Here is a 23508-nt window from a genome sequence, read left to right on the forward strand (position 1 = left end):
TAATTAAATTACTTCACTTCTTCGAAGTCAACATCCTCAACGTTGTCACCTTCAGAAGCACCACCGTTACTGGCCGTATCATCGGCACCTGCAGATGAATCTCCTGCTCCGGCTGCACCGCCTTGAGCTTCAGCTTGTGCTTTGTACATTTCTTCGGATGCTACTTTCCAAGCTTCGTTGATTTTTTCCAAAGCAGGCTCAATAACCGCTAGGTCTTTACCTTCGTAGGCTTTCTTCAACTCTTCCAAAGCTTCCTCGATCGGCTTTTTCTTGTCGTCGGACAATTTATCGCCAAACTCACTCAATTGCTTTTCGGTCTGGAAGATCATGGCATCTGCCTCGTTCAGTTTATCAGCGGTTTCTTTGGCTTTTTTATCTGCCTCGGCGTTGGCCTCCGCTTCTGCTTTCATCTTTTCGATTTCTTCCTCGGTTAAACCGGAAGAAGCCTCGATTCGGATGTCTTGCGATTTACCAGTGGCCTTGTCTGTTGCAGAAACCTTGATGATACCGTTCGCGTCGATATCGAAGGTCACTTCAATTTGAGGCGTACCTCTTGGTGCCGGTGGAATACCGTCCAAGTGGAACCTACCAATTGTTTTGTTATCCGCTGCCATAGGTCTTTCTCCTTGCAGAACGTGGATTTCAACCGAAGGTTGATTGTCCGCTGCCGTGGAGAACACCTGTGATTTCTTGGTCGGGATGGTTGTGTTCGCCTCAATCAATTTGGTGAACACGCTTCCCATGGTTTCGATACCCAAAGAAAGTGGGGTTACATCCAACAAGAGTACATCTTTTACATCTCCTGTCAACACACCACCTTGGATAGCGGCACCAATGGCCACAACCTCATCTGGGTTTACACCTTTGGATGGCTTTTTACCGAAGAATTTCTCAACGGCTTCTTGTACCGCAGGGATACGGGTAGAACCACCTACCAAGATAATCTCGTCAATATCGCTTTTGGAAAGTCCTGCGGACTTCAATGCTTTCTCACATGGTTCGATTGTTCTTTTTACCAAATCGGCAATCAATTGCTCAAATTTGGAGCGGGACAATGTTCTTACCAAGTGTTTTGGTCCTGAAGACGTTGCTGTAACGTAAGGCAAGTTGATTTCTGTCTGTGCAGAAGAAGACAACTCGATTTTGGCCTTTTCGGCAGCTTCCCTCAAACGCTGAAGCGCCATGGGGTCTTCACGAAGGTCCATATCTTCATCCTTCTTGAACTCTTCGGCCAACCAATCAATTATTTTTTGGTCAACATCGTCACCACCCAAGTGGGTATCACCATCCGTGGCCAATACTTCGAACACTCCGTCACCCAATTCAAGAATGGAAACATCGTGCGTACCACCACCAAAGTCGAACACCACTATTTTCTGGTCCGTGTCTTTTTTATCGAGTCCGTATGCCAAAGATGCGGCAGTGGGCTCGTTAATAATACGTTCCACTGTTAAACCGGCAATTTCACCAGCTTCTTTGGTGGCCTGTCTTTGTGAATCGTTAAAATATGCGGGAACGGTAATTACCGCTCTCGTAACATCTTGTCCCAAGTAATCCTCTGCGGTCTTCTTCATTTTTTGAAGAATCATGGCAGACAATTCTTGTGGAGTGTACAAACGGCCGTCCACATCTACACGTGGCGTATCGTTGTCACCTTTTGTCACCTTATAAGGTACTCTTTGCGCTTCCTTGCTGGATTCAGAGTATTTGTTACCCATAAATCGTTTAATGGAATAAATCGTTTTGTGAGGGTTGGTCACCGCTTGTCTTTTTGCAGGGTCACCGACCTTGATCTCCCCACCTTCAACAAATGCGATCATCGATGGAGTGGTTCGTTTACCCTCGGCATTTGGAATTACCACGGGTTCGTTACCTTCCATTACAGAGACGCAGGAGTTGGTCGTACCTAAGTCTATACCTATAATCTTGCTCATCGTATCTAAAGTTATATCTGTTTACAAATTCCTTTTTTATCTCGCTCTTAAAATGTCAATGATTATGCCATGACCAAGAATATGACAAGGTGTCAGATTATTACCAAAACCCTTGAATACCATGATTGTATTGAAGATGCTACAATGAAAATTGAAAAAGCGACCCGTATATTTAAATATTCGCAATTTTATCCCGTTTAGCTTCCTATATTTGGAACTGTAAATTGAGTTTATGGAGTGTATTAGTGTGTTCGATATGCTAAAAATCGGTGTAGGGCCTTCTAGCTCTCACACCCTTGGACCCTGGCGTGCCGCCGAACGCTGGATTGCCGAACTAGAAGAGCAGCATGTATTTGATGACGTGCAATCCATCAAAGCCTATTTGTATGGTTCCCTTTGTTTAACGGGCAAAGGACACGCCACCGATATTGCCGTGGTCATGGGCTTGTTGGGCACCGATCCAGAGACTGTGGATATTGACAGCATTACAGGAAGAATTGACAGGATCAAGGAAGAAAACAAACTCAACTTTGGTGGAAAAAGGGAGATTTCATTCAATTTTCAGAACGATATCCTCTTCAAGAAGGAATTTCTTCCCTTTCACGCCAACGGTATCCAGTTTGAAGCGGAGCTGTCCAACGGTAAAAAAATATCGGAAACCTACTATTCCATAGGTGGCGGATTTGTGGTAAAGGAAGAGCGTATACACGCCAAAGAGAACAAAGAAACCTTTAAAACCTTTCCACATCCTGTAAAGACCGGCGATGAACTGCTCCAGCACTGCACCGCACAAAACAAATCCATCTCTACCATTGTGATGGAAAACGAGCTGTCACTGCGAACCGAAACTGAAATCAATGAAGGTATTGCCCGCATCTGGAATACCATGCTGGATTGCATGTACGTTGGCTGTCATACCGAAGGAAAGCTCCCCGGTGGATTGAACGTGAAACGACGTGCCTACGAGATACATCAAAAACTGAAAGGGGACGTCTCCTACTCCAATCCGCATGAATGGTTGGAAAGTATTCGGGACACGGAGGTCAAATTTCGACAAATTATTAAATGGGTAAGCTGTTTTGCACTCAGCGTCAATGAAGTGAATGCTTCCTTGGGTCGAGTGGTTACCGCTCCAACCAACGGAAGCGCAGGCGTAATCCCTGCTGTATTGATGTATTATATGGTGATCGAAAACCACGATGCCAATTTTGATGATGTAAAACAATTTTTATTGGTGGCCAGTGAAGTCGGAAGTATCTTTAAGAAAGGGGCCACCATCTCCGCAGCTATGGGAGGATGCCAAGCAGAGATCGGGGTTTCATCCGCTATGGCCGCAGCTGGATTAACGGAACTGATGGGCGGCACTCCCGAGCAGGTGTTGATTGCCGCAGAAATTGCAATGGAGCATCATCTTGGACTTACCTGTGACCCCATTGGCGGTTTGGTACAGGTTCCTTGCATTGAGCGCAATGCAATGGGGGCCATAAAGGCGATAAATGCCGCGGAATTGGCTTTGGACACCGACCCTAAAGATTGTAAAGTGCCTTTGGACAAAGTGGTGAACACCATGTGGGAGACCGCTAAGGATATGAGTTCCAAGTACAAGGAGACTTCCGAGGGCGGGCTCGCAGTGGGCGTATTCTTAAGTGATTGCTAATCCATGCAGCCTTCCTTGCCCCTGGTATCAATAAGGTAGATAATCTTCCATTCGCCATTAAAATCAATGAGCTGAAAGGAGTTGATGCCACAGTGACTGAACTCTCCGTTCAACCAAAACTCATAACCTACCCAAGCATTGGCCATCGTCCTATCTACCTGAATGGAGAATGAAGTGAGCTTTTCCTCAAACTTTGTCGTTTCCGGAATGCCGACAATGGATTTTAGAAATTTGGAGAATTCTTCCGTCCTAAAAAGCGTCTTCCCTTCTTGATTTTTTCCTGTGGTTTGGAGGACTATATTATCGGCCACGGTACTTTTGATAATGGTGGAATCTTGTTTGTGGAAGCCATCAAAAAAAGTTTCGACAACCTGTTTTATTTCGGCTTTGGTTTCTTCGGTTGAAGGATTTGGTCCTTGGGCATATCCGAACACTCCCATAGCAAACAGCACTACACAACTGAACAGTTTTCTCATTTTATTAGTTTTTTGATTGAAGCCTAAATTAAACAAATCTGCTTACTTTTAGCCTTCAAATGTAATTACGATGTCTATAGCTAAAAAAGAATATAAAAGGGTAACGGTAAAATCGTTGGTGGATATGAAAAAGACCGGTGAGAAAATCAGTATGCTTACCTCCTACGATTATTCCATGGCCAAAATTGTGGATGGTGCCAATGTAGATGCCATTTTGGTCGGTGATTCTGCCAGTAATGTAATGGCCGGTCATGAGACTACATTGCCCATCACCCTAGATCAAATGATCTATCACGCCACCTCTGTGGTCAGGGCTGCAAAAAGAGCCTTGGTAGTTGTGGACATACCCTTTGGGAGTTATCAAGGAGATTCCAAAGAAGCCTTGCGCTCCGCTATTCGGATCATGAAAGAAAGTGGTGCGCATGCGGTAAAAGTTGAGGGTGGTGAAGAAATCAAAATATCCATCAGCCGAATCTTGGAGGCAGGAATCCCTGTAATGGGCCACTTGGGGCTGACCCCACAGTCCATTTATAAATTTGGCACCTATACGGTCCGCGCCAAGGAAGAGGAAGAGGCCGATAAACTAAAGTCGGATGCCAAACTATTGGAAGAATTGGGCTGTTTTGCCATTGTTCTGGAGAAGATTCCAGCAAAATTGGCCAAAGAGGTGGCAGAAAGTGTTTCCATACCCATTATTGGAATCGGTGCTGGTGGACATGTAGACGGACAGGTTCTGGTAGTGCATGATATGTTGGGAATGACACACGAATTCCACCCAAGATTCTTGAGAAGGTATTTGAACCTTTATGATGAAATGAGCAATGCCATTTCCCAATATGTGGATGATGTAAAAAGTCGGGATTTCCCGAACGATGATGAGTCCTACTAGATAGGTTGGATTTTTTGATAATTCGATTTTTGGATTTTTCTGTTTTTGATCTGAATGATTATTTTTGAGCATCGACCTCCAAACCAAATATCATATGAAATGCACCGATTTAAAGATTTGGAAATATGGAGGTTAAGCAGGAAGTTTTGTTCAGATATTTATGAAGCCACATCATCATTCCCTGAAACTGAAAAATTTGGGATTACCAATCAACTGAGAAGGGCTTCAGTATCAGTTCCATCAAACATTGCTGAAGGTTGCTCAAGAAAATCCAAAAGAGATTTTTCAAGGTTTTTGGAAATTGCCCTGGGTTCAATGTATGAAATTGAAACCCAACTATTAATTTCCAATGATTTGGATTTCATTCAAAAAAATGAATTGAACTGTCTTCTACAAAAATTAGATTCTATAATTAAAATGACTTCAAAATTTAAGTCCACGCTAAAGTGAAATCAAAAAATGCAAAAATCGAAGACTCCAACAGGTCCACTCCCTCCAACCTTCAAGTGCTCTATGAAGACAACCACCTTATTGTGGTTAATAAGCGCGTAGGGGATATTGTTCAAGGAGATAAAACAGGTGACGATCCTTTGAGTGAGGTCGTAAAACAATATCTAAAGGAAAAATACAACAAGCCCGGTAATGTATATTTGGGTGTTGTGCACCGTTTGGACAGACCCACTTCGGGGATTGTACTTTTTTCCAAAACCTCCAAAGCCCTGCCCCGTCTCAATAAAATGTTTGCCCAAGGGGAGACTAAAAAAATGTATTGGGCGGTCGTAAAAAATGCCCCTCCACAGGAAAGCGGTACTTTGATCCATTGGTTGGTACGCAATCCAAAGCAGAACAAGTCTTATGCGCACAACAAAGAAGTTCCCAATAGCAAAAAGGCTGAGTTGGACTATAAGATCATAAAAAAACTGGATAATTATTTCTTGCTGGAAATTGATTTGAAAACAGGTAGACATCATCAAATTAGGGCACAATTGGCGGCTATCGGCTGTTACATAAAAGGAGATTTAAAATATGGAGCCGACCGAAGTAATAAGGATGGTGGCATACATTTACATGCAAGAAGTCTGGCCATTATGCACCCGGTTCAAAAAGAGGCCATTGCTTTTTTGGCGCCTCCACCAGAGGACCCCGTTTGGAACGCCTGCCTTAGCGAGTAAGTGCCAAAGCCTTTTCCCTAATGATCTCGGAAACCGGTTTGTTTTGCAAATGGCTTTCCAACCAGGAAAGGATGTCCAAATACAAGAATGCCCTTTTTTCGTAGGGATGGTTCTCGTACTTTTTGAGTTCGTTGTACAGCTTCTGGAACTCTCCTTTTAAATCTGTCGGGTAAATGTCCCCGAGGTTTCTCAAAAACTTGATCATTTCCTTTTGTACTTCGTGCAAGTCGTTCATTTTCAACAAGAACTTGTACGTACTTTTAAGCTGCACTTCCAAGTGGTAGTCCATTCCAGCCTCGTAATGCGCCACCAGACTCAAGACCCTCGCAAAGCACATAAGATCTTCACGCATCTTCAACTTTTTGTTGGAGATGATCTTTTTGAGGTAGGCGATACAGTTTTTGTTGTCCCCATTTCCAAAGTACAGGCATGCGATTTTGTAATAGAGCAACATAATGTGGTGCTCATCAATCTGTTGCCGGTGCTTTTTGATTCCGTACTCGATAATGTTTACCAAGTAAATCCCTTTATCAAAAGTCCCCTCCAGAAAATGGAGGTTCAATTTGTTGGTGTTGATGTACAAAAAGGCTAGCGAAGAAATGTTATCGTTTTTGGGGAACTTAGGGTCTTTTACCTGCTCTTCCAATCTTTCCAATGTTTCCCTGAACTGGGATGCGTATTTCACAAAGAAAAGTGACTCCAACAAATAATGGTTTCCCTTTAAAAAGAACACGGGATTCAACGGAATCATATGTTCGTTTTCATAAAACAGGTCGACCCATTTACTGGCATATTTATAGGCTGACAAAAAGTCCTGAATCAAAAGGTTGTACCACAAATGCGCCTTGTACAACCACAATTTTTCACGAAAGCCCAACTTTTCAATATCGTACTTGGGCAAATGCTCTTCAAAGTAGGTTTTTACCTTTTGAAGATCTTCATCACTGCGCACATAGCCCACTTTCAACATCATACCGTATAACTGTAACGAAAGATTGGAAAGTTTGCTTGTAATAACATTCTGCTCGGAAAGTTCCTTGGCCTCCACCGCTAGCTCATCTGCTCTATCAGGAATACTACGGGTAATGTATTGGGTTTCGATTACCTTTTCGAGCTCCACAATTTCGTAGGCCACGTTCTTCTCCTCATTTTCTATGGCGAAGCTTTTGGCCTTTTCCAAAATCTTCAAGCTCTGTTTGTAGAGCCCTTTTTGATAAAGAATAGTGGCAAAATCCAACTGTTCCCTAATCTGAATTCGAACATTTTGGTTTACGGGATTCAACCTAAGGCTTACCAAAATTTGCTTGTACAAATGTGCCTTAAGATTGGAAAGCTGTGATTTTTTAACGATGCCACTATCCAGAATCTGCTTTTCATCGTACTTACGCATCTTGTCCAAAAGGTTGAAAAGGGCCAAAAACTTGGCATCCGTATTCACCCCTAAACGGCCAACATATAGCTTAAATTGGCGTTTTTCGGACTTAGAAAGCGATTTTACCAGTACAAACAAAGCATCCTTATGGGCATTTGTCATCGTAAAAAATATTATTTAAACTATTGTTTTTCAGTTATTTAAATTATTCAAAAAGCAGTTTAACGTTGTAACATACTCTCAACTGCTTTTCCCCTTCAGCCTACCTTCCCTATTTTCGTAAGTCATAGAAAAAAATAGGTTGATATAATGGGTAAAGATAAGGTAGAAATTTTTGACACAACACTAAGAGATGGAGAACAGGTACCTGGTTGTAAACTGGATACCGAACAAAAATTAATCATTGCCGAAAGATTGGATGAACTGGGAGTTGATGTAATCGAGGCAGGGTTTCCCATATCTAGCCCTGGTGATTTTAAATCGGTGAACGAGATTGCCAAACTGGTCAAAAATGCAACGGTCTGCGGATTGACCCGCGCAGTGAAAAAGGACATTGAAGTGGCAGCTGAAGCCATCAAAGATGCCAAAAGACCAAGAATACATACTGGAATCGGTACTTCTGAATCTCACATCAAATACAAATTCAACTCCACACAGGATAAAATTATAGAGCGTGCAGTAGAAGCTGTATCCTATGCCAAAACTTTTGTGGAAGATGTTGAGTTTTACGCCGAAGACGCTGGCCGTACCGATAATGAGTTTTTAGCACGAATCTGTGAAGCGGCCATCAAGGCCGGGGCAACAGTACTGAACATTCCCGATACAACAGGATATTGCTTGCCCGAGGAATATGGTGCCAAGATGAAATACTTGAAAGAAAATGTAAAGGGTATCGACAAGGCCATTCTTTCCTGCCATTGCCACAATGATTTAGGATTGGCCACCGCAAACTCCATCGCGGGGGTAGTAAACGGAGCCAGACAAATCGAATGTACGATCAATGGTATCGGGGAAAGAGCGGGCAACACTTCTTTGGAGGAGGTTGTTATGATCATGAGGCAACACCCTTATTTAAATTTAGACACCGACATCAACAGTAAACTGCTTTGGGACACCAGTACCATGGTTTCACAAAAAATGGGAATGCCTGTCCAGCCCAATAAAGCTATTGTGGGATCTAATGCATTTGCGCATAGTTCAGGAATTCACCAAGACGGAGTGATCAAGCAACGTGAAACCTACGAAATCATCGACCCAAAAGATGTGGGAGTGAGTGAATCTTCCATTGTATTGACAGCAAGAAGTGGTCGCGCCGCTTTGGCTTATAGAGCAAAAAATGTTGGCTACGAACTAACAAAAGTTCAATTGGATGCCGTTTACCAAAACTTTTTGAAGTATGCCGATGTTAAAAAAGAAATATTGGATGAGGACATCCACGAAATTGTTGAGACCAGCAATATCGGAATGAAAAGCCTAGCTTAAATTACGCATACCATATGGCATTAAAAATTGCATTGCTTCCTGGAGATGGTGTAGGACCCGAAGTGTTGGCCCAGGCAGTAAAATGCTTGGAGGCCGTGGAAGAGACCTTTAATCAACATTTCATTTTTAAGGAAGCTCCTGTTGGCGCCATTGCCATCGATAAAAAAGGAACTCCACTACCGGATGCTACGCTAAAGCTCTGCAAAGAGTCGGATGCGGTTCTTTTCGGTGCCATTGGCGACCCTAAATATGATAATGATCCGGATGCGAAGGTCCGACCTGAGCAAGGTTTACTGCAATTGCGCAAAGAACTTGGACTGTTTGCCAATATCAGGCCTGTTTTGTCCCATCCGACTTTGTTGGATAAATCCCCTTTAAAAAAGAAAGTGATCAACGGAACCGACTTTGTGATTTACCGAGAACTTACCGGCGGTATATATTTTGGGGAGAAAAAATTGAACGACGATGGTACCAAAGCCTCCGATCTTTGTGAGTACACCGAGGATGAAATAAGCCGTATAGCCCATTTGGCATTTAAAGCTGCCAAGGGACGAAAAAAGAAACTCACTTTAATTGACAAGGCCAATGTTCTTGAGTCTTCAAGGCTTTGGCGTAAGGTGGTCACCAAAATTGGCGAAAGCTATCCTGAAGTTGCCTTGGATTTTATGTTTGTGGACAATGCCGCAATGCAAATCATACTCAACCCCAAACAGTTTGATGTAATTTTGACGGAAAATATGTTCGGGGACATTATTTCCGATGAAGGTAGCGTGATCGGTGGTTCTATCGGATTGTTGGCTTCTGCCTCCATTGGTGAGGAAAACGCCTTGTTCGAACCTATTCACGGCTCATATCCACAAGCCAAGGGAAAAAACATAGCCAACCCGATTGCTTCCATCCTATCCGCAGCTATGCTATTGGAGCATTTTGGATTGACCGAAGAGGCTTGGGCCGTTAAAAAAGCGGTCGACAAATCGTTGAAAAAAGGTGTTGTTACCCCTGATTTAAAGGAAAACAGCCAATACGGCACCAATCAAGTCGGAGATTTTATTGCTCACAACATTGTGGATATTGAAGATGACTCCCTCATGAACGATGAAAATATCGATTTGGGCAAATCAACCATTATATAGCTTCACTGGTTTCTTTTTCCGATTCTTCCGAAGAAGTCAATTTCTGAATGGTCTTATTAAACTCTTCTTTGAATTCAACAAACTTTTCACCTGTTGCAGGACCATTGAACCCTGTATGGATTTTACGTACCTCTCCCGTTTTGTCAATATAAATAGTTGTAGGATAGGAAAGGATATGGTTCAGCATTGGTAATTTCTCATTGGCCTTTTGTTTGTTCGAAGTCCCGTATTGCGCCAATAGTATTGGGTAAGGGACATTCTCACGCTCTTTAAGTCTTTTTATGCCCTCAAAAGCTTTCTCCTCTGTCTTTGCATATTCGAACGCCAAGCCAACAAACTGCAAGTCCAAATCGGGATTGTTCTTAAGGAAATCCACATAAAAACGTGTTTCGTCCAAACAATTGGTACACCATGTGCCCATAATCTGCACGAGCACAGGCTTACCCTGGAACATAGGGTCGTCCAAATCCACCATATCTCCTTTTTCATTTGGAAAAGCAAAATCAAATTTATCGTACCCTTCCCTTAAAAAAGTCAGTTCATCGGAATCCGGAAGCTCAAACCCTTCGTTCCTTGCCCCCATAAATTCCTGAACCGTATGTTTACCAGAATAAAATTTACCATTTAAAGTGCTATCCGTTACATGGGCCAAAAACAAGAATACATGGGAACCGTCAAATGCAGAAAGCTTCATACTGTCCCCGGTCACGACACCATCTAAATAACGATAATCACCTGTTTTGGTTCTAAACGTACCTTTAACTTTATTTCCGCTCTGCATAAAGATGCCCTTTGCCGGATACTCGTCTTCGGTATTTACTTTAAAGTAGGTTTCCCAAACACCAGAAATGTTGACCGCTGCACCCTCCTTCACTTCAAAACGATCGCTTGTTCCATGTTCGGCCCTAAAGGGAACTCTACGTTCTTTACTTTCTTCTATAAATTCACCGGTAATACCATTCGCAGTGTACGTGCCAGAGATATGGCCTTCAAAAATTGGCATGCGAATGTTGATGGAATCCCCGTTGAACGTGAATTCATCTATAGTGACCACTTCCTCGGCATTGTAGACCTTCATTTCGTATCCACCATCTTCATTTTTGGAAAGTGTGAACTCAAAAGGCAACTCCTGAGATTCGGAAACTTCAATTTTAGCCAACCAATCACCTGTCATCAATTGGGGCTTTTCTTCTTTTTTACAAGAAGCGCATAAAACCAAAAATCCTATAATAGCTATTCTTAGGTTGTTCATAAAATGAAAGATTTAACCTAAATGTAGGAAATACATTTTAAAACAAACCACTCCTTAAGGTTTATGGTGATTATTATCGTTGAATCTGTTCCCCTATTGTTATATATTTGTGCCCTCTAAAAATGGAGTATGAAGATTTCTTATAACTGGTTGAAGCAATTTTTACAAATTGATTGGGATGCTCAAAAAACAGGTGAACTTTTAACGGATTTAGGTCTGGAAGTCGAGGGCATTTCAGAATTCGAATCAGTTAAGGGTGGATTAAAGGGCATTGTGGTAGGACACGTGCTTACCTGTGTGAAACACCCAAATGCCGATAGACTTAAATTAACCACTGTTGATATAGGACAGGAAGCCCCCGCACAAATTGTTTGTGGCGCTCCCAACGTAGCTGCTGGACAAAAAGTGCCCGTTGCCACTATAGGTACTACGCTATACACCAAAGAAGGTGAAGCCTGGGTTATCAAAAAAGGTAAAATTCGCGGAGAGGTGAGCCAGGGAATGATCTGTGCCGAAGATGAAATCGGTGTTGGTGAAAGCCACGATGGTATTATGGTGCTCAATGAAGAATTGGCTCCTGGCACCCCTTGTTCCAAAGTTTTTGAAATCGAGGATGACGAAGTTTTTGAAATAGGCCTCACCCCTAACCGAGCCGACGCCATGAGTCACTTTGGAGTGGCGCGCGATTTAAAGGCAGGTTTGGAACAAAAGGAAATACAAAAGGAACTGGTTACCCCATCGGTCAGTAATTTTTCCATTGACAATCGCTCGCTAAAAGTTGATGTAGAGGTCATGGACAGTGACCTTGCTCCACGATATTGCGGTGTTACCATTAGTAATCTGTTGGTGCAGGACTCCCCGGATTGGTTAAAAAATAGGTTGAAAGCCATTGGACTGGCCCCTATAAACAACGTGGTGGATGTTACCAACTACGTACTTCACGAACTGGGCCAGCCGTTGCATGCTTTTGATGCTTCTAAAATCAAAGGCAACAAGGTTGAGGTAAAAACCTTGCCCGCCGGAACAAAGTTCATCACTTTGGATGAAGTTGAACGTGAACTGCACGAGGATGACCTGATGATCTGTGATGCCGAAAAACCGATGTGTATTGCCGGTGTTTTTGGTGGAATCCACTCGGGCGTTACAGAGCACACAACGTCCATTTTCTTGGAAAGTGCCTACTTTGACCCAGTTTCCATAAGAAAAACGGCAAAAAGACATGGATTGAACACCGATGCTTCCTTTAGATTTGAAAGAGGTATCGATATCAATGTAACGAAATATGCCCTAAAAAGGGCTGCCTTATTGATCAAGGAAATCGCTGGAGGATATATTACTTCTGAGATTGCCGACTTGTTCCCGAAGAAACCACAAGAAAGACAGGTGTTCTTGACGTTCAGTAAAATAAACTCCCTGATTGGTCAAGAAATCCCACAGGATACAATTAAGTCCATTCTTTCGTCGCTCGAAATCCGAATCAACAACGTTACCGAGTCAGGTCTCGGATTGACCATTCCGACCTATAGGGTCGATGTTACCCGAGAAGTTGACGTAATTGAGGAGATTCTAAGGGTGTTTGGCTATAACAATATTGATTTCAAGGAAAAACTGAACGCCTCCATCGCCAAAACTTCACGATTCGAAAACTACAGAATTCAAGATGTTATCGGAAGTATGCTGGCCTCCAAAGGTTTTCATGAGATCATGACCAACAGTTTGGTTTCATCGGAGATCACTTCGGATGATGATAGCGCTGTTCAAATGATGAACCCTTTGAGTTCCGACCTATCAGTGCTTCGGACCTCTATGCTTCATTCTGGCCTACAAACGGTAAGCTACAACCACAACAGGCAAAAAACAGACCTTAAATTGTTCGAGTTTGGCAAAACCTATCACAAAGTAGATGGCCAACATAAAGAAAAGCAGCACTTGGCTATTTTCATTTCTGGTGACCGCGAACAGAATAGTTGGACCGTTGCCTCAAAAAAATCGGAGTTTTTCTATTTGAAAGGCATTGTTGACAATGTTTTTGAGCGCTTGGGCATTACGGACATCGATACAAAACCTTTATCACAATCGGATTATGCTGAAGGCATTTCGTATGTGAAAAACAACAAAACAATGGTGTCGCTTGGATTGGTCGGAAAAGCCGCTCTAAAACAATTCGACATTAAGCAAGAGGTGTTTTATGCCGATTTGAATTGGGACGCCATTCTCGGGTCAGTGAGCACTCAAAATGTGGTTTTCAAGGAAATTCCCAAGTTCCCGGAAGTAACCAGGGATTTTGCTTTGTTACTCGATGACTCGGTCTCTTTCCAAAAAGTATACGATATAGCTTGGAATACAGAGAAAAAATTGCTTAAAAAAGTGAACCTTTTCGATGTGTATACAGGTGAGAAACTTCCTGAAGGTAAAAAATCCTATGCGGTAAGCTTTACTTTGATGGACGAAAAGAAAACCTTGACGGACAAGCAAATCGACAAGATCATGGGCAAACTATTGGCCCAGTATCAAAAGGAATTGGGAGCGGAACTTCGCTAATTACATTTGGGCAGGTAAAATAACACTGTCTATTTCGTGAACCACACCTTCATTTTCCAAATTAAGATCGGCTGTGGTTATTCTTGCCGTATTCCCAACAGGATCGGTGAGCACAATATCGTACCCATCTAAATGTGCTGTCAATTTTTTGCCCTGTACCGTGGTGAAACGAGCAATTCCATTACCTCTGCCTATAGCTCGAAGCATGCGAGATGCCGTCAGTTGACCGGCTACAATATGATAGGACAACAAGGATTTTAAGGCGCTTTTATCCTCTGCATTGATCAGCTCTGCCATTTTGTTGTTCGAAAATTTCTCGAATGCTGCATCGGAAGGTGCAAAAATGGTAAAGGGCCCTGATTTTTTGAGCAATGTACCCAACTCTGTTGCATTTACCGCACTCAATAGAATTTTATGGTTGTCCAGTTTACTGGTGTACGAAAGCGCATTGGAAGTATTTTGGGCGGTCGTATAGATAGAAAAAGCCAAGCAAAAGCCGAGCAAGAGTTTAGTTGCGGGGGTATTCATATAATTGGTCAAAATTTTAGGGCTTGTTCTTTTTAGTATAATTATACGACTAACTGCCAAAAACGTCGATAAGATACATCTTTTTTGATGACATCACATCTATTTCAACATTTCAAAATTTCATTTAACAAAAACTTAACATTGCGTTTTTATGACAAATGTCAGTATCGAAAATTCAAATCCTTAAATTTGAGTTGATTACTAAAAAAATACGTGATTTTGAAAGGAACAAACATTGAACACAAACTTCAAAACATTAGAGAAAAGAAAGGAAGCCATGAGAAGATTTTAGCGGAAGTCCAGCAAATTTTGCAGGAAGATGCTTTGAAAGAATCGAAAATATCCGATCAGCTCAATTCCAAAAACAATACTCGTAGCAATGAGTTTGATTTTGATTTGTTGGAAACCGATAAAATCTTCCATATCGATCAAATCAAGGACATCTGTATTGATTACCGGTTACGTTTTTTGAACAGTTCTTACTTTAAAGGTAAAATTCCACAGGAAGCCATTTCCAAAATAAAACACTTGGAATCTGCCCATAATACCGAAATCAAGGGATTTAAAATTATGGCTCCTTCCAAATTGTTCAAGCTGGAAGATAAGGACGACCCTTTGCTCTTCGCTCCCATTGGGAACGACTATTTCTATTTGATTCACAAATGGGGAAACGATCTTCACCCATTGCGAAAATTGTTTGCATGGCCATTTAAAAACATTGCAAACCTTACGCTGGTGGTGCTATTGTTCAGTTACCTTGTAACATTAATGGTCCCAGAGGGCCTGTTCTCCAAAAAAAATACCACAGCAGAGTTTTGGATCATCTACTTTTTTATGTTCAAATGCATAGCATCCATAGTAATTTTCTACGGATTTGCACTGGGAAAAAACTTTAACCCCGCTATTTGGAAAAGCAAGTATTTTAATGCCTAGGCCGTAACTGCGTACATTTTTTCACGCTGCTCTTTTATGGACTTGTCGGACATGTAATCATCAAAGCTCAAGTAACGGTCAATGGCGCCGTTGGGTGTCAACTCAATAATTCTGTTTGCCACCGTGTTCACAAACTCATGGTCATGGGTGGTAAGCAAAATCGTCCCTTTAAAGTTCTTCAAGGAGTTATTGAAGGCGGTAATGCTTTCCAGGTCCAAGTGGTTCGTGGGCTCGTCCAACATAAGAACGTTGGCACGGAGCATCATCATACGGCTTAGCATACAACGTACTTTTTCTCCACCGGAAAGCACAGTGCATTTTTTTAGGGCCTCTTCACCACTGAACAACATCTTGCCCAAGAAACCTCTTAGATATACCTCTTCCCTTTCCTCTTCCGTTTTGGCCCATTGACGTAACCAGTCGACCAGATTGATATCCTCCTGAAAGAAATCGGAGTTATCCGCAGGCAAATAGGATTGCGTAGTGGTCACACCCCATTGAAACTTACCACTGTCCGCCTTTGCTTTTTCCGCGATTATGTCGTAGAAAGCCGTGGTCGCACGAGAATCCCTGGATAAAATGGCCACTTTATCGCCCTTGGCCAAGTTGATGTTAACGTCTTTGAACAATAAATCCCCATCTTCCGAAGTTGCCGATAATTTTTCTACATTCAAAATCTGATCTCCAGCTTCGCGCTCTCGGTCAAAAATAATGGCAGGATATCTTCTACTTGAAGGCTTAATATCTTCAACCTTGAGTTTGTCCAACATCTTTTTACGGGAAGTTGCCTGTTTACTTTTGGCCACGTTGGCACTAAAACGCTGTATAAACTCGTTAAGTTCCTTCGCCTTTTCCTCGGCTTTTTTATTCTGTTGGGCTCTTTGGCGCGCTGCCAATTGGCTACTCTCGTACCAAAACGTATAGTTTCCTGAAAACAGGTTGATTTTTCCAAAATCGATATCCGCAATACTGGTACAAACGGCATCCAAAAAGTGCCTGTCGTGAGATACCACGATTACCGTATTATCGTAGTTGGCCAAGAAATTCTCCAACCAGTTGATGGTATCGTAATCCAAATCGTTGGTAGGCTCATCCATGATCAACACATCAGGGTTTCCGAACAGGGCCTGTGCCAAGAGGACACGTACCTTAAGTTTGGAATCCAAATCGCCCATGTTGGTATAGTGCAGGTCCTCGGCAATCCCAAGGTTGGAAAGCATCGCAGCTGCATCACTATCGGCATTCCATCCGTTCATCTCCTCGAACTTTACCTGCAGCTCCCCTATTTTCTCAGCGTTCTCATCGGTATAGTCCGCGTAAAGGGCATCTATTTCCTTTTTTATCTCGAACAAGGGCTTATTTCCCATGACCACGGTCTCCAATACAGGGTACTCGTCGTATGCATTGTGGTTCTGTTCCAGAATGGACATCCGCTTTCCAGGTTCCAAATGTACATGGCCCGAAGTAGGTTCGATTTGCCCGGATAATATTTTTAAAAATGTAGATTTACCAGCGCCATTGGCACCAATAATACCGTAACAATTCCCTTGGGCAAAGGTTACATTGACCTCATCGAACAAAACTCTTTTGCCAAACTGTACGGATAAATTCGATACTGATAACATGCAACTATCTTTATTTTTTTGCAAAAGTAGCTAAATAGGATTCGTAATTCTAATTTAAAAGCGCATATTTGAACGATGAAAAATCGCCGTTTAACAACATTTAACTACCCCTTAACAAGTTTGGCTTCTTAGGTTGCTTACTTTTGATAGTCAAATGAATCGTTCCCTATATATGGTAAGATTTTTACTCGGCCTTATCTTATTGTCATCGCTCGTATCGTGTTCTGGTTCTCCAGAAAACGGTTCTTCAGTATTTTTTGGCGGAGAAATTGTAAACCCTACAAGCGAATATGTGGTGCTTTACCACAATGATTCTTATGTGGACTCCGTAAAGCTCGATGATAACAATCACTTTGCCTTTGAACTTGACGGAATAGAGGATGGTCTTTATCATTTTGACCATACACCGGAACTTCAATACGTTTATTTGACCAAGGGTGATAGCCTTCTGGCCCGCTTGAATACCGTAGAATTTGACGAATCTTTGGTTTACTCCGGAAAAGGAAGTGAAATCAACAACTTTTTGATAGAGATTTTCTTGACCAATGAGAAAGAAGAACCTCTTATAAAAGAGTATTACAACTTAGCTCCTGAAGCATTTAGTGAAAAAATAGATTCCTTGCATGCCATTAAGGTCGCATTGTTGAACGAACTGAACGCGGACAACCAATTTACGCCCAAGGCCTTGGCCATGGCCGAAGCTTCAATTGACTACAACACTTACATTAATAAGGAAAAGTATCCTTTCTACCATAAAAAGGAAACTGGGGAAGAAACCATTCATGAACTTGATGAGGGTTTTTATGGTTACCGAAAAAATATCGACCTCAATAATAAGGACCTGACGTATTTTAGACCTTATTTTGATTTTATGAAATGGCATTTCGGAAACATGTCCTACATGACTTGTTTGGAAAACTGCTCTACCAACAAACAACCTGTCAGCGACCGTTTGCACTTCAATAAACACAAGCTCACTTTGGTGGACAGTATTGTGAAACAGACGGATCTAAGGGATATCCTTTTCAGAAATGTTGCCATGGATTATCTGTTAAGGGAACACAAGCCAAGTGAAGAGGCCACTGTATTTATAGATAAATTCAAATCCCTTTCCACAAACGAAGAACACCAAGAGGAAATAGATTTATTGTACAAGGGCATTAAAAATTTGCAACCGAACACTGCCATTCCCAATGTTGCGGTAAAGGACATCAATAATGAGTCGGTTTCCTTAAAAGATTTGACCAACAATAAGAAAAATACAGTTTTCTATTTTTGGACGGCCGATCAAAAAAGCCATTTTAGAAACGTAAATAAACATATTACCTCCCTCGAAGAGAAATACCCCCACTATAACTTTGTTGGCATTAACTTAAGAACCAATTTTAGCCAATGGAAGCAACTCATGCACGATTACAATCTGGACACGAGCAAGCAGTTTTTTGGCGAGAATTTTAAAGAGTTACAAATGGCCATGATTATCGATGGTCTCAACAAATGTGTCATCGCAAAGGACACTGTTGTAGTCGATGGGTTTGCCAACCTTTACACTTCCCTATAAAAAAAGCCCCGAATTTTCATTCAGGGCCTCTATTTTACTTTTATTTTATCCTTATTTAGGAATTGCCTTTCTTGTAATCTTCCAAGAATTTGGCCAATCCAATATCGGTCAATGGGTGCTTTAACAACCCGTCAATAGAAGACAATGGACCTGTCATCACATCGGCGCCAAGTTTGGCACAATCGATTACGTGCATGGTGTGTCGGATGGATGCAGCCAAGATTTCAGTTTCAAATCCGTAGTTGTCATAGATCAAACGGATTTCCGCTATCAAATTAAGACCATCGGTGGAAATATCGTCCAATCTGCCCAAAAACGGAGAAACGTAGGTTGCTCCCGCTTTGGCAGCCAATAGGGCCTGACCCGGTGAGAACACCAAGGTACAGTTGGTACGGATGCCTTTATCGGAAAAATATTTCAATGCTTTTACACCATCCTTGATCATAGGAACTTTCACTACAATCTGCTCGTGCAGCTCTGCTAGCTCCTCACCTTCTTTGACCATTCCATCAAACTCAGTGGCCACTACCTCAGCAGAAACATCACCATCAACAATATTGCAGATATCCACGTAGTGTTTTAAAATATTATCCTTTCCTGTAATACCTTCTTTCGCCATTAAGGAAGGGTTGGTGGTCACACCATCCAACACGCCCAACTCTTGGGCTTCCTTAATTTGGTCAAGGTTGGCAGTATCAATAAAAAACTTCATTTCTAAGTATTTATAATTGGTTCGCTAATAAGTGTAAAATTACAACTTATAATGGTTGAGGAGCAATTTTTCGTAGACTTTGTCGGGTAAAATCTTCTTTAACCTAAGGGAGAACTTTTGTAAAAACGCACCTACCGGGTTATGTATCTTTGGTTTTTTCTTGTTGATGATCTTGTAAACCGCCTCGGCCACTTGGATGGGGTCTCCCCCACTATCAACGTCCTCGTCAATTCCTTTTAGGGTTTGACTGTACTTTTCTTCATAAGCGGAACCCTTGATTACTGGGGAATGGTATCTGCCCGATGCAATATTGGTGGCAAAATCACCCGGGGCCACATTGGTTATGGTTATGCCAAAATCCTTGGTTTCCATGCGCAGTGCTTCAGTGATAAGCCCCAAAGCACCTTTGGTGGCAGAATAAAACCCTCTATAGGGCAGTCCCATATAGCCTGCAATGGATGTAATATTGATGATAACTCCATTCCCCTGCTTGCGCATTTGCGGCAAAACGGCTTTCATTACATGTACGGGGCCATGAAAGTTGGTGTCGAACACGTGTAGAATTTCTTCGTGGGGCGTCTCTTCAATGGGTCCCGTGATACCCACACCTGCATTGTTGATCAATACATCCAATCTGTTTTCCTTGGAAATGACGTAGGAAACGGCATTTTGAATGCTTTCGACATCTTTCACATCCAATTGAACAAGTTCAAATGCTGTAAAATCGGGATAGTTTTTTGGATTACGCGTAGTACCGTAAACGGTAAATCCCTTTTGGGTCAAGTATATCCCGATAGATTTACCAATACCTGAAGAACCGCCGGTGATCAGTACAACTTTTTTATCCATGATCATCTGATTTTTGGGTACAAAAAAGGGCAAGCTACCTACATCGCACCGCTACGACCGCATACCCTTGCTGCGTTCCCGCCCTGGGGGATTCTGCAGGAGCTGGTCGTGTAGGACTTGCCCGGCCGCAAATATACGACCTTTTAAATTTGTGGCAATCCCAATTCATTCTTAATTTCGGTGTTTTACGATCAATAATTTATGATACAAGCAATAAGAACAATGGGCAAACTTTTTTCCATTTCAGGAGCATTGCTCTTCTTTTTGGCCTGTGGCGGAAATGCAGACCCGGCCAAGAATTTTTCCATTCAATTGGAAAACAAAACTATACAGCAAAACGGGCAATTAGGCGTGGCCCTCAAGAACAAAAAAGACATCGAAATTTCTGACTTGCACTATTATATAGACGGCAGGGAAATGCCCGTAGAAAATGGCAAATTGACGTTGGACCTACCCACCTTGGGAAACAAAATATTGGTGGCCAAGTTCAATATTGAGGACCAAGCTGTGGAAGTTGAGAAAAAAGTACGTGTTTTGGCCGCTACCGCACCAGAAGTATATACCTATGAGATCATCAATACCTACCCCCACGATACGGGGGCTTACACTCAAGGTTTGGAGTTCCATGAGGACACTTTATACGAAAGCACTGGAAAAAAAGGCGCATCCACGGTTAGGAAAGTCAATTTTGAAACAGGTGAAGTGCTTCAGCAAATAGATTTGGATGCTTCCGTATTTGGAGAAGGCATCACTATAATGAACGATAAGCTTTACCAACTAACCTGGCAAAGCGGTTTAGGTTATGTGTACAACATATCCAATCTGGAAAAAATCAAAAACTTCACCTATGGTAAAAGTCGCGAAGGATGGGGCCTTTGCCACGATGATGAAAAAATATTCAAGAGCGACGGTACCGAAAAAATCTGGTTCTTGGACCCGGAAACTTTGGAAGAACAAGGCTATATAGAAACGGTGACCAACAAATCCATTTTTAATATGGCCAATGAGTTGGAGTATGTCAATGGAAAAATCTATGCCAACGTGTACCAAAAGGAAAGCATGATGATCATTGACGCGGTCTCTGGTGCTATTGAGGGGGTCATCAACTTTAGTGGACTCAAAAGCAAAGTAAAAAAAGGTCCTGAATGGGACGAGGGCAACTCGGTATTGAATGGAGTGGCCTATCATCCGGAACGGGAGACATTTTTTGTGACAGGAAAAAACTGGGACAAGTTGTTCGAAGTGGAAATCCGTAAAAAAGACCAATGAAAACATATACGGAATCCTTTGATGTAACCCCAAATGACCTGGACGACCTCAACCACGTAAACAATATCAGATATGTGGAGTGGATTCAGGATATTTCCAAAAAGCATTGGATGCATGTGACAACGGAAGAGATTCAAAATTCCATGATATGGGTGGTCAGGAACCACAACATCACCTATCATAAATCCGCCGTATTGGGAAACACCATACTAATAAACACCTTTATAGCAAGTAACAAAGGGCCGATTTCCACTCGAGTCGTGGAAATAAAGAACAAGGAAACAGATGAGCTTTTGGTAAAAGCGATTACAGAATGGTGCTTATTGGATGCCAAAACCTTTCGCCCCAAACGGGTTCCAGAGGAAATTGAAGCACTTTTTATGGATTAAAACCCTTCCAAATGTTATAAGATGCTGTATTTCATCGAAATATAGGCGTATATTTTAAAATCCACCACCCAAAATTTTGAAGCGGGTCCAACAAATTGTAATATAGTAGTAAACCAAATATAAACTAATCCTATTTGTTGAACCAACTAAACGCAACCTTTATCCAATTGACATTCCAAATTTTCCGGAATTCCACTCCATAAAATGGGTTTAAAAAATCATGGGATTCGTTACAGTTGAATCCATTTTAACGATTTTTTATGGGAAAGTGTAGGAAAATAGCCCGTTTTAGGAAGAAACCCATAGTTTTTTTAAGGGAAAACTGCAATGAGTTTTTTTCGTGCGTTAGTAACTTGCAATCAGCAAATTGCACATGGAATACACCTACAACATAATCGATTCGGATGCATCCTCAAAACTACAGTTGCAACTGTATTTGGAGGAGTACCAGGATTTGGTTTGTGCGGGTGTTGATACCACTGCTCCTTCAGGCCTTAATTCCATTTTAAAATACAATCCGGACCTGGTGCTTGTAAATCTTGGGGAAGATGGTATGGATTACTTCCAAATGGTTACCGAACTCAACCAGTATATGCAGACCCTACCCCTTATCATAGGTTATGCAAAATCAAAAGAGTACGCTTACAATGCGATCAAAAGCGGTTTTTTCGATTATTGGATTTTGCCGCACAACGAGTTCGATATCAGAAAAACGATTCTAAGGTTAAGAAAACTCCACCCAAAACAGGATACACCCTCTACAATTTGTTTAAAGTCCTATAAAGATTATCGGTATTTGGACACCAATAACATTCTGTACCTAAAATCCGATAACAACACCACCGATTTTTTTATGAAAGACGGCAGTGTCATCAGTGCGTTCAAGACCTTAAAGTCCTTCGAAGAAAAGTTGCCCAAGAATTTTATACGTGTGCACCAAAGCTATATCCTTAATAGTAGCTATGTTTCGCGTATCAACTACGGTAAATCTATCTGCAGCCTAAAAAATGGTGAGGAAGAGGAACTTCCTTTTTCCAAAACCTATAAGGATAAAGTGGATAGACTTAAAGAAATACTCTCCAAAACAGCGACAAACGCCCTTAATTAGCAGAATTCTTTCAGATTCCGTTAGAATTCTTTCAGATTTCCCAAAAATACTATCCCCCATTCGTAAGTAACCTTTCTGCTCAAAATGCCATTTATTTTAGCGGTATAGACCTAATATTTATACCTAAAAACAGACATTATGAAAAAAGTATTTAGCATTTTAGCATTGGCACTATTGACCGTTGGATTCTACTCTTGCGAAGCAGAAAGTGATGTACAGGACACCGAAGCAATGTTCGAACAACTACAAATGGACCAGAATGCTACTGATGGGGAGGATTTAGACCCAGATGATCGCACTTAATGCCCAGCCAATTTACTTTTTAAAAAGATGAAAACAATGCTACGGACAACTTTGTACCTGCCCGTTTCATGTATTATGTTCCTCAATGTAACGGATACAATGGTTATGGACAATCAAGGCATCCAAACTAATGAAGAAAGAATATCCACTTTTGCCAAGAGGGATATTTTAATTCATCAGGTACGTATTGGCATCGAAAATAAAAGTCGAAGGCGTTTGGCCAGTAGTTTGAGCGATGAGCGTCAACTATAATTAGACATATATATAGATCAGAGCCCCAAACCTTAAACGATTTGGGGCTTTTTTGTTACCTTGAATTTAAT

The 23508-nt window shown here is 41.7% G+C and carries 22 protein-coding genes and 1 other RNA gene; 14 read left to right on the forward strand and 9 right to left on the reverse strand.

The genetic code is table 11. From position 1 onward, the window contains the following. Positions 1 to 8 precede the first annotated feature (8 nt). Entirely contained in the window at positions 9 to 1934 is a 1926-nt protein-coding gene (dnaK, locus tag J0654_RS05970; RefSeq protein ID WP_207026738.1) for a molecular chaperone DnaK, read from the reverse strand. 232 nt (positions 1935 to 2166) lie between these two features. Between dnaK and J0654_RS05975 the strand changes: the two genes are divergently transcribed. Further along, positions 2167 to 3591 carry an L-serine ammonia-lyase gene (locus J0654_RS05975; RefSeq protein WP_207026739.1) on the forward strand — a complete coding sequence of 475 codons (1425 nt, stop codon included), beginning with the start codon at positions 2167 to 2169 and terminating at the stop codon, positions 3589 to 3591. On the opposite strand, the gene J0654_RS05980 is transcribed toward J0654_RS05975, so the two are convergent. After that, positions 3588 to 4067, reverse strand: coding sequence for a nuclear transport factor 2 family protein (locus tag J0654_RS05980; protein ID WP_207026740.1), 480 nt, complete (start codon positions 4065 to 4067; stop codon positions 3588 to 3590). The two genes, J0654_RS05975 and J0654_RS05980, sit on opposite strands and share 4 nt — an antisense overlap. 70 nt (positions 4068 to 4137) lie before the next feature. Here J0654_RS05980 and panB point away from each other — a divergent pair, with 70 nt between their 5' ends. The 3 genes from panB to J0654_RS05995 all read left to right on the forward strand — a co-directional run bounded on the left by panB (position 4138) and on the right by J0654_RS05995 (position 6128). Beyond that, positions 4138 to 4956 carry a 3-methyl-2-oxobutanoate hydroxymethyltransferase gene (panB, locus tag J0654_RS05985; protein ID WP_207026741.1) on the forward strand — a complete coding sequence of 273 codons (819 nt, stop codon included), beginning with the start codon at positions 4138 to 4140 and terminating at the stop codon, positions 4954 to 4956. A gap of 99 nt (positions 4957 to 5055) precedes the next feature. Beyond that, positions 5056 to 5406, forward strand: coding sequence for a four helix bundle protein (locus J0654_RS05990; protein WP_207026742.1), 351 nt, complete (start codon positions 5056 to 5058; stop codon positions 5404 to 5406). Then, positions 5403 to 6128 carry an RluA family pseudouridine synthase gene (locus J0654_RS05995; RefSeq protein WP_207026743.1) on the forward strand — a complete coding sequence of 242 codons (726 nt, stop codon included), beginning with the start codon at positions 5403 to 5405 and terminating at the stop codon, positions 6126 to 6128. Before J0654_RS05990 ends, J0654_RS05995 begins: the two co-directional genes overlap by 4 nt. Here J0654_RS05995 and J0654_RS06000 read toward each other — a convergent pair. After that, on the reverse strand, positions 6118 to 7662 hold the full coding sequence (locus J0654_RS06000) for a hypothetical protein (protein ID WP_207026744.1): 1545 nt from the start codon (positions 7660 to 7662) through the stop codon (positions 6118 to 6120). The two genes, J0654_RS05995 and J0654_RS06000, sit on opposite strands and share 11 nt — an antisense overlap. Before the next feature lie 147 nt (positions 7663 to 7809). On the opposite strand from J0654_RS06000, the gene J0654_RS06005 reads away from it, so the two are divergent. Together J0654_RS06005 and leuB are read left to right on the forward strand one after the other, a co-directional pair. Further along, positions 7810 to 8982 (forward strand): 2-isopropylmalate synthase, encoded by a 1173-nt coding sequence (locus J0654_RS06005; protein WP_207026745.1) that lies wholly within the window; start codon positions 7810 to 7812, stop codon positions 8980 to 8982. A 14-nt stretch (positions 8983 to 8996) separates the two neighbouring features. Continuing rightward, positions 8997 to 10115, forward strand: coding sequence for a 3-isopropylmalate dehydrogenase (gene leuB, locus J0654_RS06010; RefSeq protein ID WP_207026746.1), 1119 nt, complete (start codon positions 8997 to 8999; stop codon positions 10113 to 10115). On the opposite strand, the gene J0654_RS06015 is transcribed toward leuB, so the two are convergent. Next, complete coding sequence (locus J0654_RS06015) at positions 10108 to 11367, reverse strand: peroxiredoxin family protein (protein ID WP_207026747.1); 1260 nt, start codon at positions 11365 to 11367, stop codon at positions 10108 to 10110. The genes leuB and J0654_RS06015 overlap by 8 nt on opposite strands. Positions 11368 to 11496: 129 nt before the next feature. Here J0654_RS06015 and pheT point away from each other — a divergent pair, with 129 nt between their 5' ends. Next, the gene (gene pheT / locus J0654_RS06020) at positions 11497 to 13908 is read left to right on the forward strand and encodes a phenylalanine--tRNA ligase subunit beta (protein WP_207026748.1); all 2412 of its coding nucleotides are present in this window, start codon (positions 11497 to 11499) and stop codon (positions 13906 to 13908) included. Here pheT and J0654_RS06025 read toward each other — a convergent pair whose 3' ends face one another. Then, positions 13909 to 14436, reverse strand: coding sequence for a fasciclin domain-containing protein (locus J0654_RS06025; RefSeq protein WP_207026749.1), 528 nt, complete (start codon positions 14434 to 14436; stop codon positions 13909 to 13911). 213 nt (positions 14437 to 14649) lie between these two features. Here J0654_RS06025 and J0654_RS06030 point away from each other — a divergent pair, with 213 nt between their 5' ends. Next, positions 14650 to 15369 carry a hypothetical protein gene (locus tag J0654_RS06030; RefSeq protein ID WP_207026750.1) on the forward strand — a complete coding sequence of 240 codons (720 nt, stop codon included), beginning with the start codon at positions 14650 to 14652 and terminating at the stop codon, positions 15367 to 15369. Here J0654_RS06030 and J0654_RS06035 read toward each other — a convergent pair. Next, the gene (locus J0654_RS06035) at positions 15366 to 16994 is read right to left on the reverse strand and encodes an ABC-F family ATP-binding cassette domain-containing protein (RefSeq protein WP_207026751.1); all 1629 of its coding nucleotides are present in this window, start codon (positions 16992 to 16994) and stop codon (positions 15366 to 15368) included. The genes J0654_RS06030 and J0654_RS06035 overlap by 4 nt on opposite strands. A gap of 172 nt (positions 16995 to 17166) precedes the next feature. On the opposite strand from J0654_RS06035, the gene J0654_RS06040 reads away from it, so the two are divergent. Next, positions 17167 to 18555, forward strand: a complete 1389-nt coding sequence (locus tag J0654_RS06040; protein WP_237685893.1) for a TlpA family protein disulfide reductase — start codon at positions 17167 to 17169, stop codon at positions 18553 to 18555. A 55-nt stretch (positions 18556 to 18610) separates the two neighbouring features. On the opposite strand, the gene fsa is transcribed toward J0654_RS06040, so the two are convergent. The 3 genes from fsa to ffs form a co-directional block, all read right to left on the reverse strand. Continuing rightward, a complete protein-coding gene (gene fsa / locus J0654_RS06045) occupies positions 18611 to 19267 on the reverse strand; it encodes a fructose-6-phosphate aldolase (RefSeq protein WP_207026753.1) in 657 nt (218 codons plus the stop codon). Between the two features lie 39 nt (positions 19268 to 19306). Continuing rightward, the gene (locus tag J0654_RS06050; protein ID WP_207026754.1) at positions 19307 to 20116 is read right to left on the reverse strand and encodes an SDR family oxidoreductase; all 810 of its coding nucleotides are present in this window, start codon (positions 20114 to 20116) and stop codon (positions 19307 to 19309) included. Positions 20117 to 20140: 24 nt separating this feature from the next. Continuing rightward, positions 20141 to 20239, reverse strand: an RNA gene (ffs, locus tag J0654_RS06055) — signal recognition particle sRNA small type. 99 nt (positions 20240 to 20338) lie between these two features. Between ffs and J0654_RS06060 the strand changes: the two genes are divergently transcribed. The 5 genes from J0654_RS06060 to J0654_RS06080 all read left to right on the forward strand — a co-directional run bounded on the left by J0654_RS06060 (position 20339) and on the right by J0654_RS06080 (position 23437). Further along, entirely contained in the window at positions 20339 to 21385 is a 1047-nt protein-coding gene (locus J0654_RS06060) for a glutaminyl-peptide cyclotransferase (protein ID WP_207026755.1), read from the forward strand. Then, positions 21382 to 21774, forward strand: a complete 393-nt coding sequence (locus J0654_RS06065) for an acyl-CoA thioesterase (protein ID WP_207026756.1) — start codon at positions 21382 to 21384, stop codon at positions 21772 to 21774. The genes J0654_RS06060 and J0654_RS06065 overlap by 4 nt, the downstream gene beginning before the upstream one ends. Before the next feature lie 373 nt (positions 21775 to 22147). Beyond that, positions 22148 to 22882: a LytR/AlgR family response regulator transcription factor gene (locus tag J0654_RS06070; RefSeq protein ID WP_207026757.1), complete on the forward strand. Its 735-nt coding sequence runs from the start codon at positions 22148 to 22150 to the stop codon at positions 22880 to 22882. 138 nt (positions 22883 to 23020) lie between these two features. Then, positions 23021 to 23185: a hypothetical protein gene (locus J0654_RS06075; RefSeq protein ID WP_207026758.1), complete on the forward strand. Its 165-nt coding sequence runs from the start codon at positions 23021 to 23023 to the stop codon at positions 23183 to 23185. Positions 23186 to 23221: 36 nt separating this feature from the next. Further along, positions 23222 to 23437 carry a hypothetical protein gene (locus tag J0654_RS06080; RefSeq protein WP_207026759.1) on the forward strand — a complete coding sequence of 72 codons (216 nt, stop codon included), beginning with the start codon at positions 23222 to 23224 and terminating at the stop codon, positions 23435 to 23437. Positions 23438 to 23508: the final 71 nt, after the last annotated feature.

It is taken from the genome of Flagellimonas profundi, assembly GCF_017313275.1.
Taxonomy (GTDB): domain Bacteria; phylum Bacteroidota; class Bacteroidia; order Flavobacteriales; family Flavobacteriaceae; genus Flagellimonas; species Flagellimonas profundi.

Coding starts and splice junctions, on each gene's coding strand:
- dnaK (WP_207026738.1), bottom strand. CDS start 1,934: ATGAGCAAGATTATAGGTATAGACTTAGGTACGACCAACTCCTGCGTC.
- J0654_RS05975 (WP_207026739.1), top strand. CDS start 2,167: ATGGAGTGTATTAGTGTGTTCGATATGCTAAAAATCGGTGTAGGGCCT.
- J0654_RS05980 (WP_207026740.1), bottom strand. CDS start 4,067: ATGAGAAAACTGTTCAGTTGTGTAGTGCTGTTTGCTATGGGAGTGTTC.
- panB (WP_207026741.1), top strand. CDS start 4,138: ATGTCTATAGCTAAAAAAGAATATAAAAGGGTAACGGTAAAATCGTTG.
- J0654_RS05990 (WP_207026742.1), top strand. CDS start 5,056: ATGCACCGATTTAAAGATTTGGAAATATGGAGGTTAAGCAGGAAGTTT.
- J0654_RS06000 (WP_207026744.1), bottom strand. CDS start 7,662: ATGACAAATGCCCATAAGGATGCTTTGTTTGTACTGGTAAAATCGCTT.
- J0654_RS06005 (WP_207026745.1), top strand. CDS start 7,810: ATGGGTAAAGATAAGGTAGAAATTTTTGACACAACACTAAGAGATGGA.
- leuB (WP_207026746.1), top strand. CDS start 8,997: ATGGCATTAAAAATTGCATTGCTTCCTGGAGATGGTGTAGGACCCGAA.
- J0654_RS06015 (WP_207026747.1), bottom strand. CDS start 11,367: ATGAACAACCTAAGAATAGCTATTATAGGATTTTTGGTTTTATGCGCT.
- pheT (WP_207026748.1), top strand. CDS start 11,497: ATGAAGATTTCTTATAACTGGTTGAAGCAATTTTTACAAATTGATTGG.
- J0654_RS06025 (WP_207026749.1), bottom strand. CDS start 14,436: ATGAATACCCCCGCAACTAAACTCTTGCTCGGCTTTTGCTTGGCTTTT.
- J0654_RS06035 (WP_207026751.1), bottom strand. CDS start 16,994: ATGTTATCAGTATCGAATTTATCCGTACAGTTTGGCAAAAGAGTTTTG.
- J0654_RS06040 (WP_237685893.1), top strand. CDS start 17,167: ATGGTAAGATTTTTACTCGGCCTTATCTTATTGTCATCGCTCGTATCG.
- fsa (WP_207026753.1), bottom strand. CDS start 19,267: ATGAAGTTTTTTATTGATACTGCCAACCTTGACCAAATTAAGGAAGCC.
- J0654_RS06050 (WP_207026754.1), bottom strand. CDS start 20,116: ATGGATAAAAAAGTTGTACTGATCACCGGCGGTTCTTCAGGTATTGGT.
- J0654_RS06060 (WP_207026755.1), top strand. CDS start 20,339: ATGGGCAAACTTTTTTCCATTTCAGGAGCATTGCTCTTCTTTTTGGCC.
- J0654_RS06065 (WP_207026756.1), top strand. CDS start 21,382: ATGAAAACATATACGGAATCCTTTGATGTAACCCCAAATGACCTGGAC.
- J0654_RS06070 (WP_207026757.1), top strand. CDS start 22,148: ATGGAATACACCTACAACATAATCGATTCGGATGCATCCTCAAAACTA.
- J0654_RS06075 (WP_207026758.1), top strand. CDS start 23,021: ATGAAAAAAGTATTTAGCATTTTAGCATTGGCACTATTGACCGTTGGA.
- J0654_RS06080 (WP_207026759.1), top strand. CDS start 23,222: ATGCTACGGACAACTTTGTACCTGCCCGTTTCATGTATTATGTTCCTC.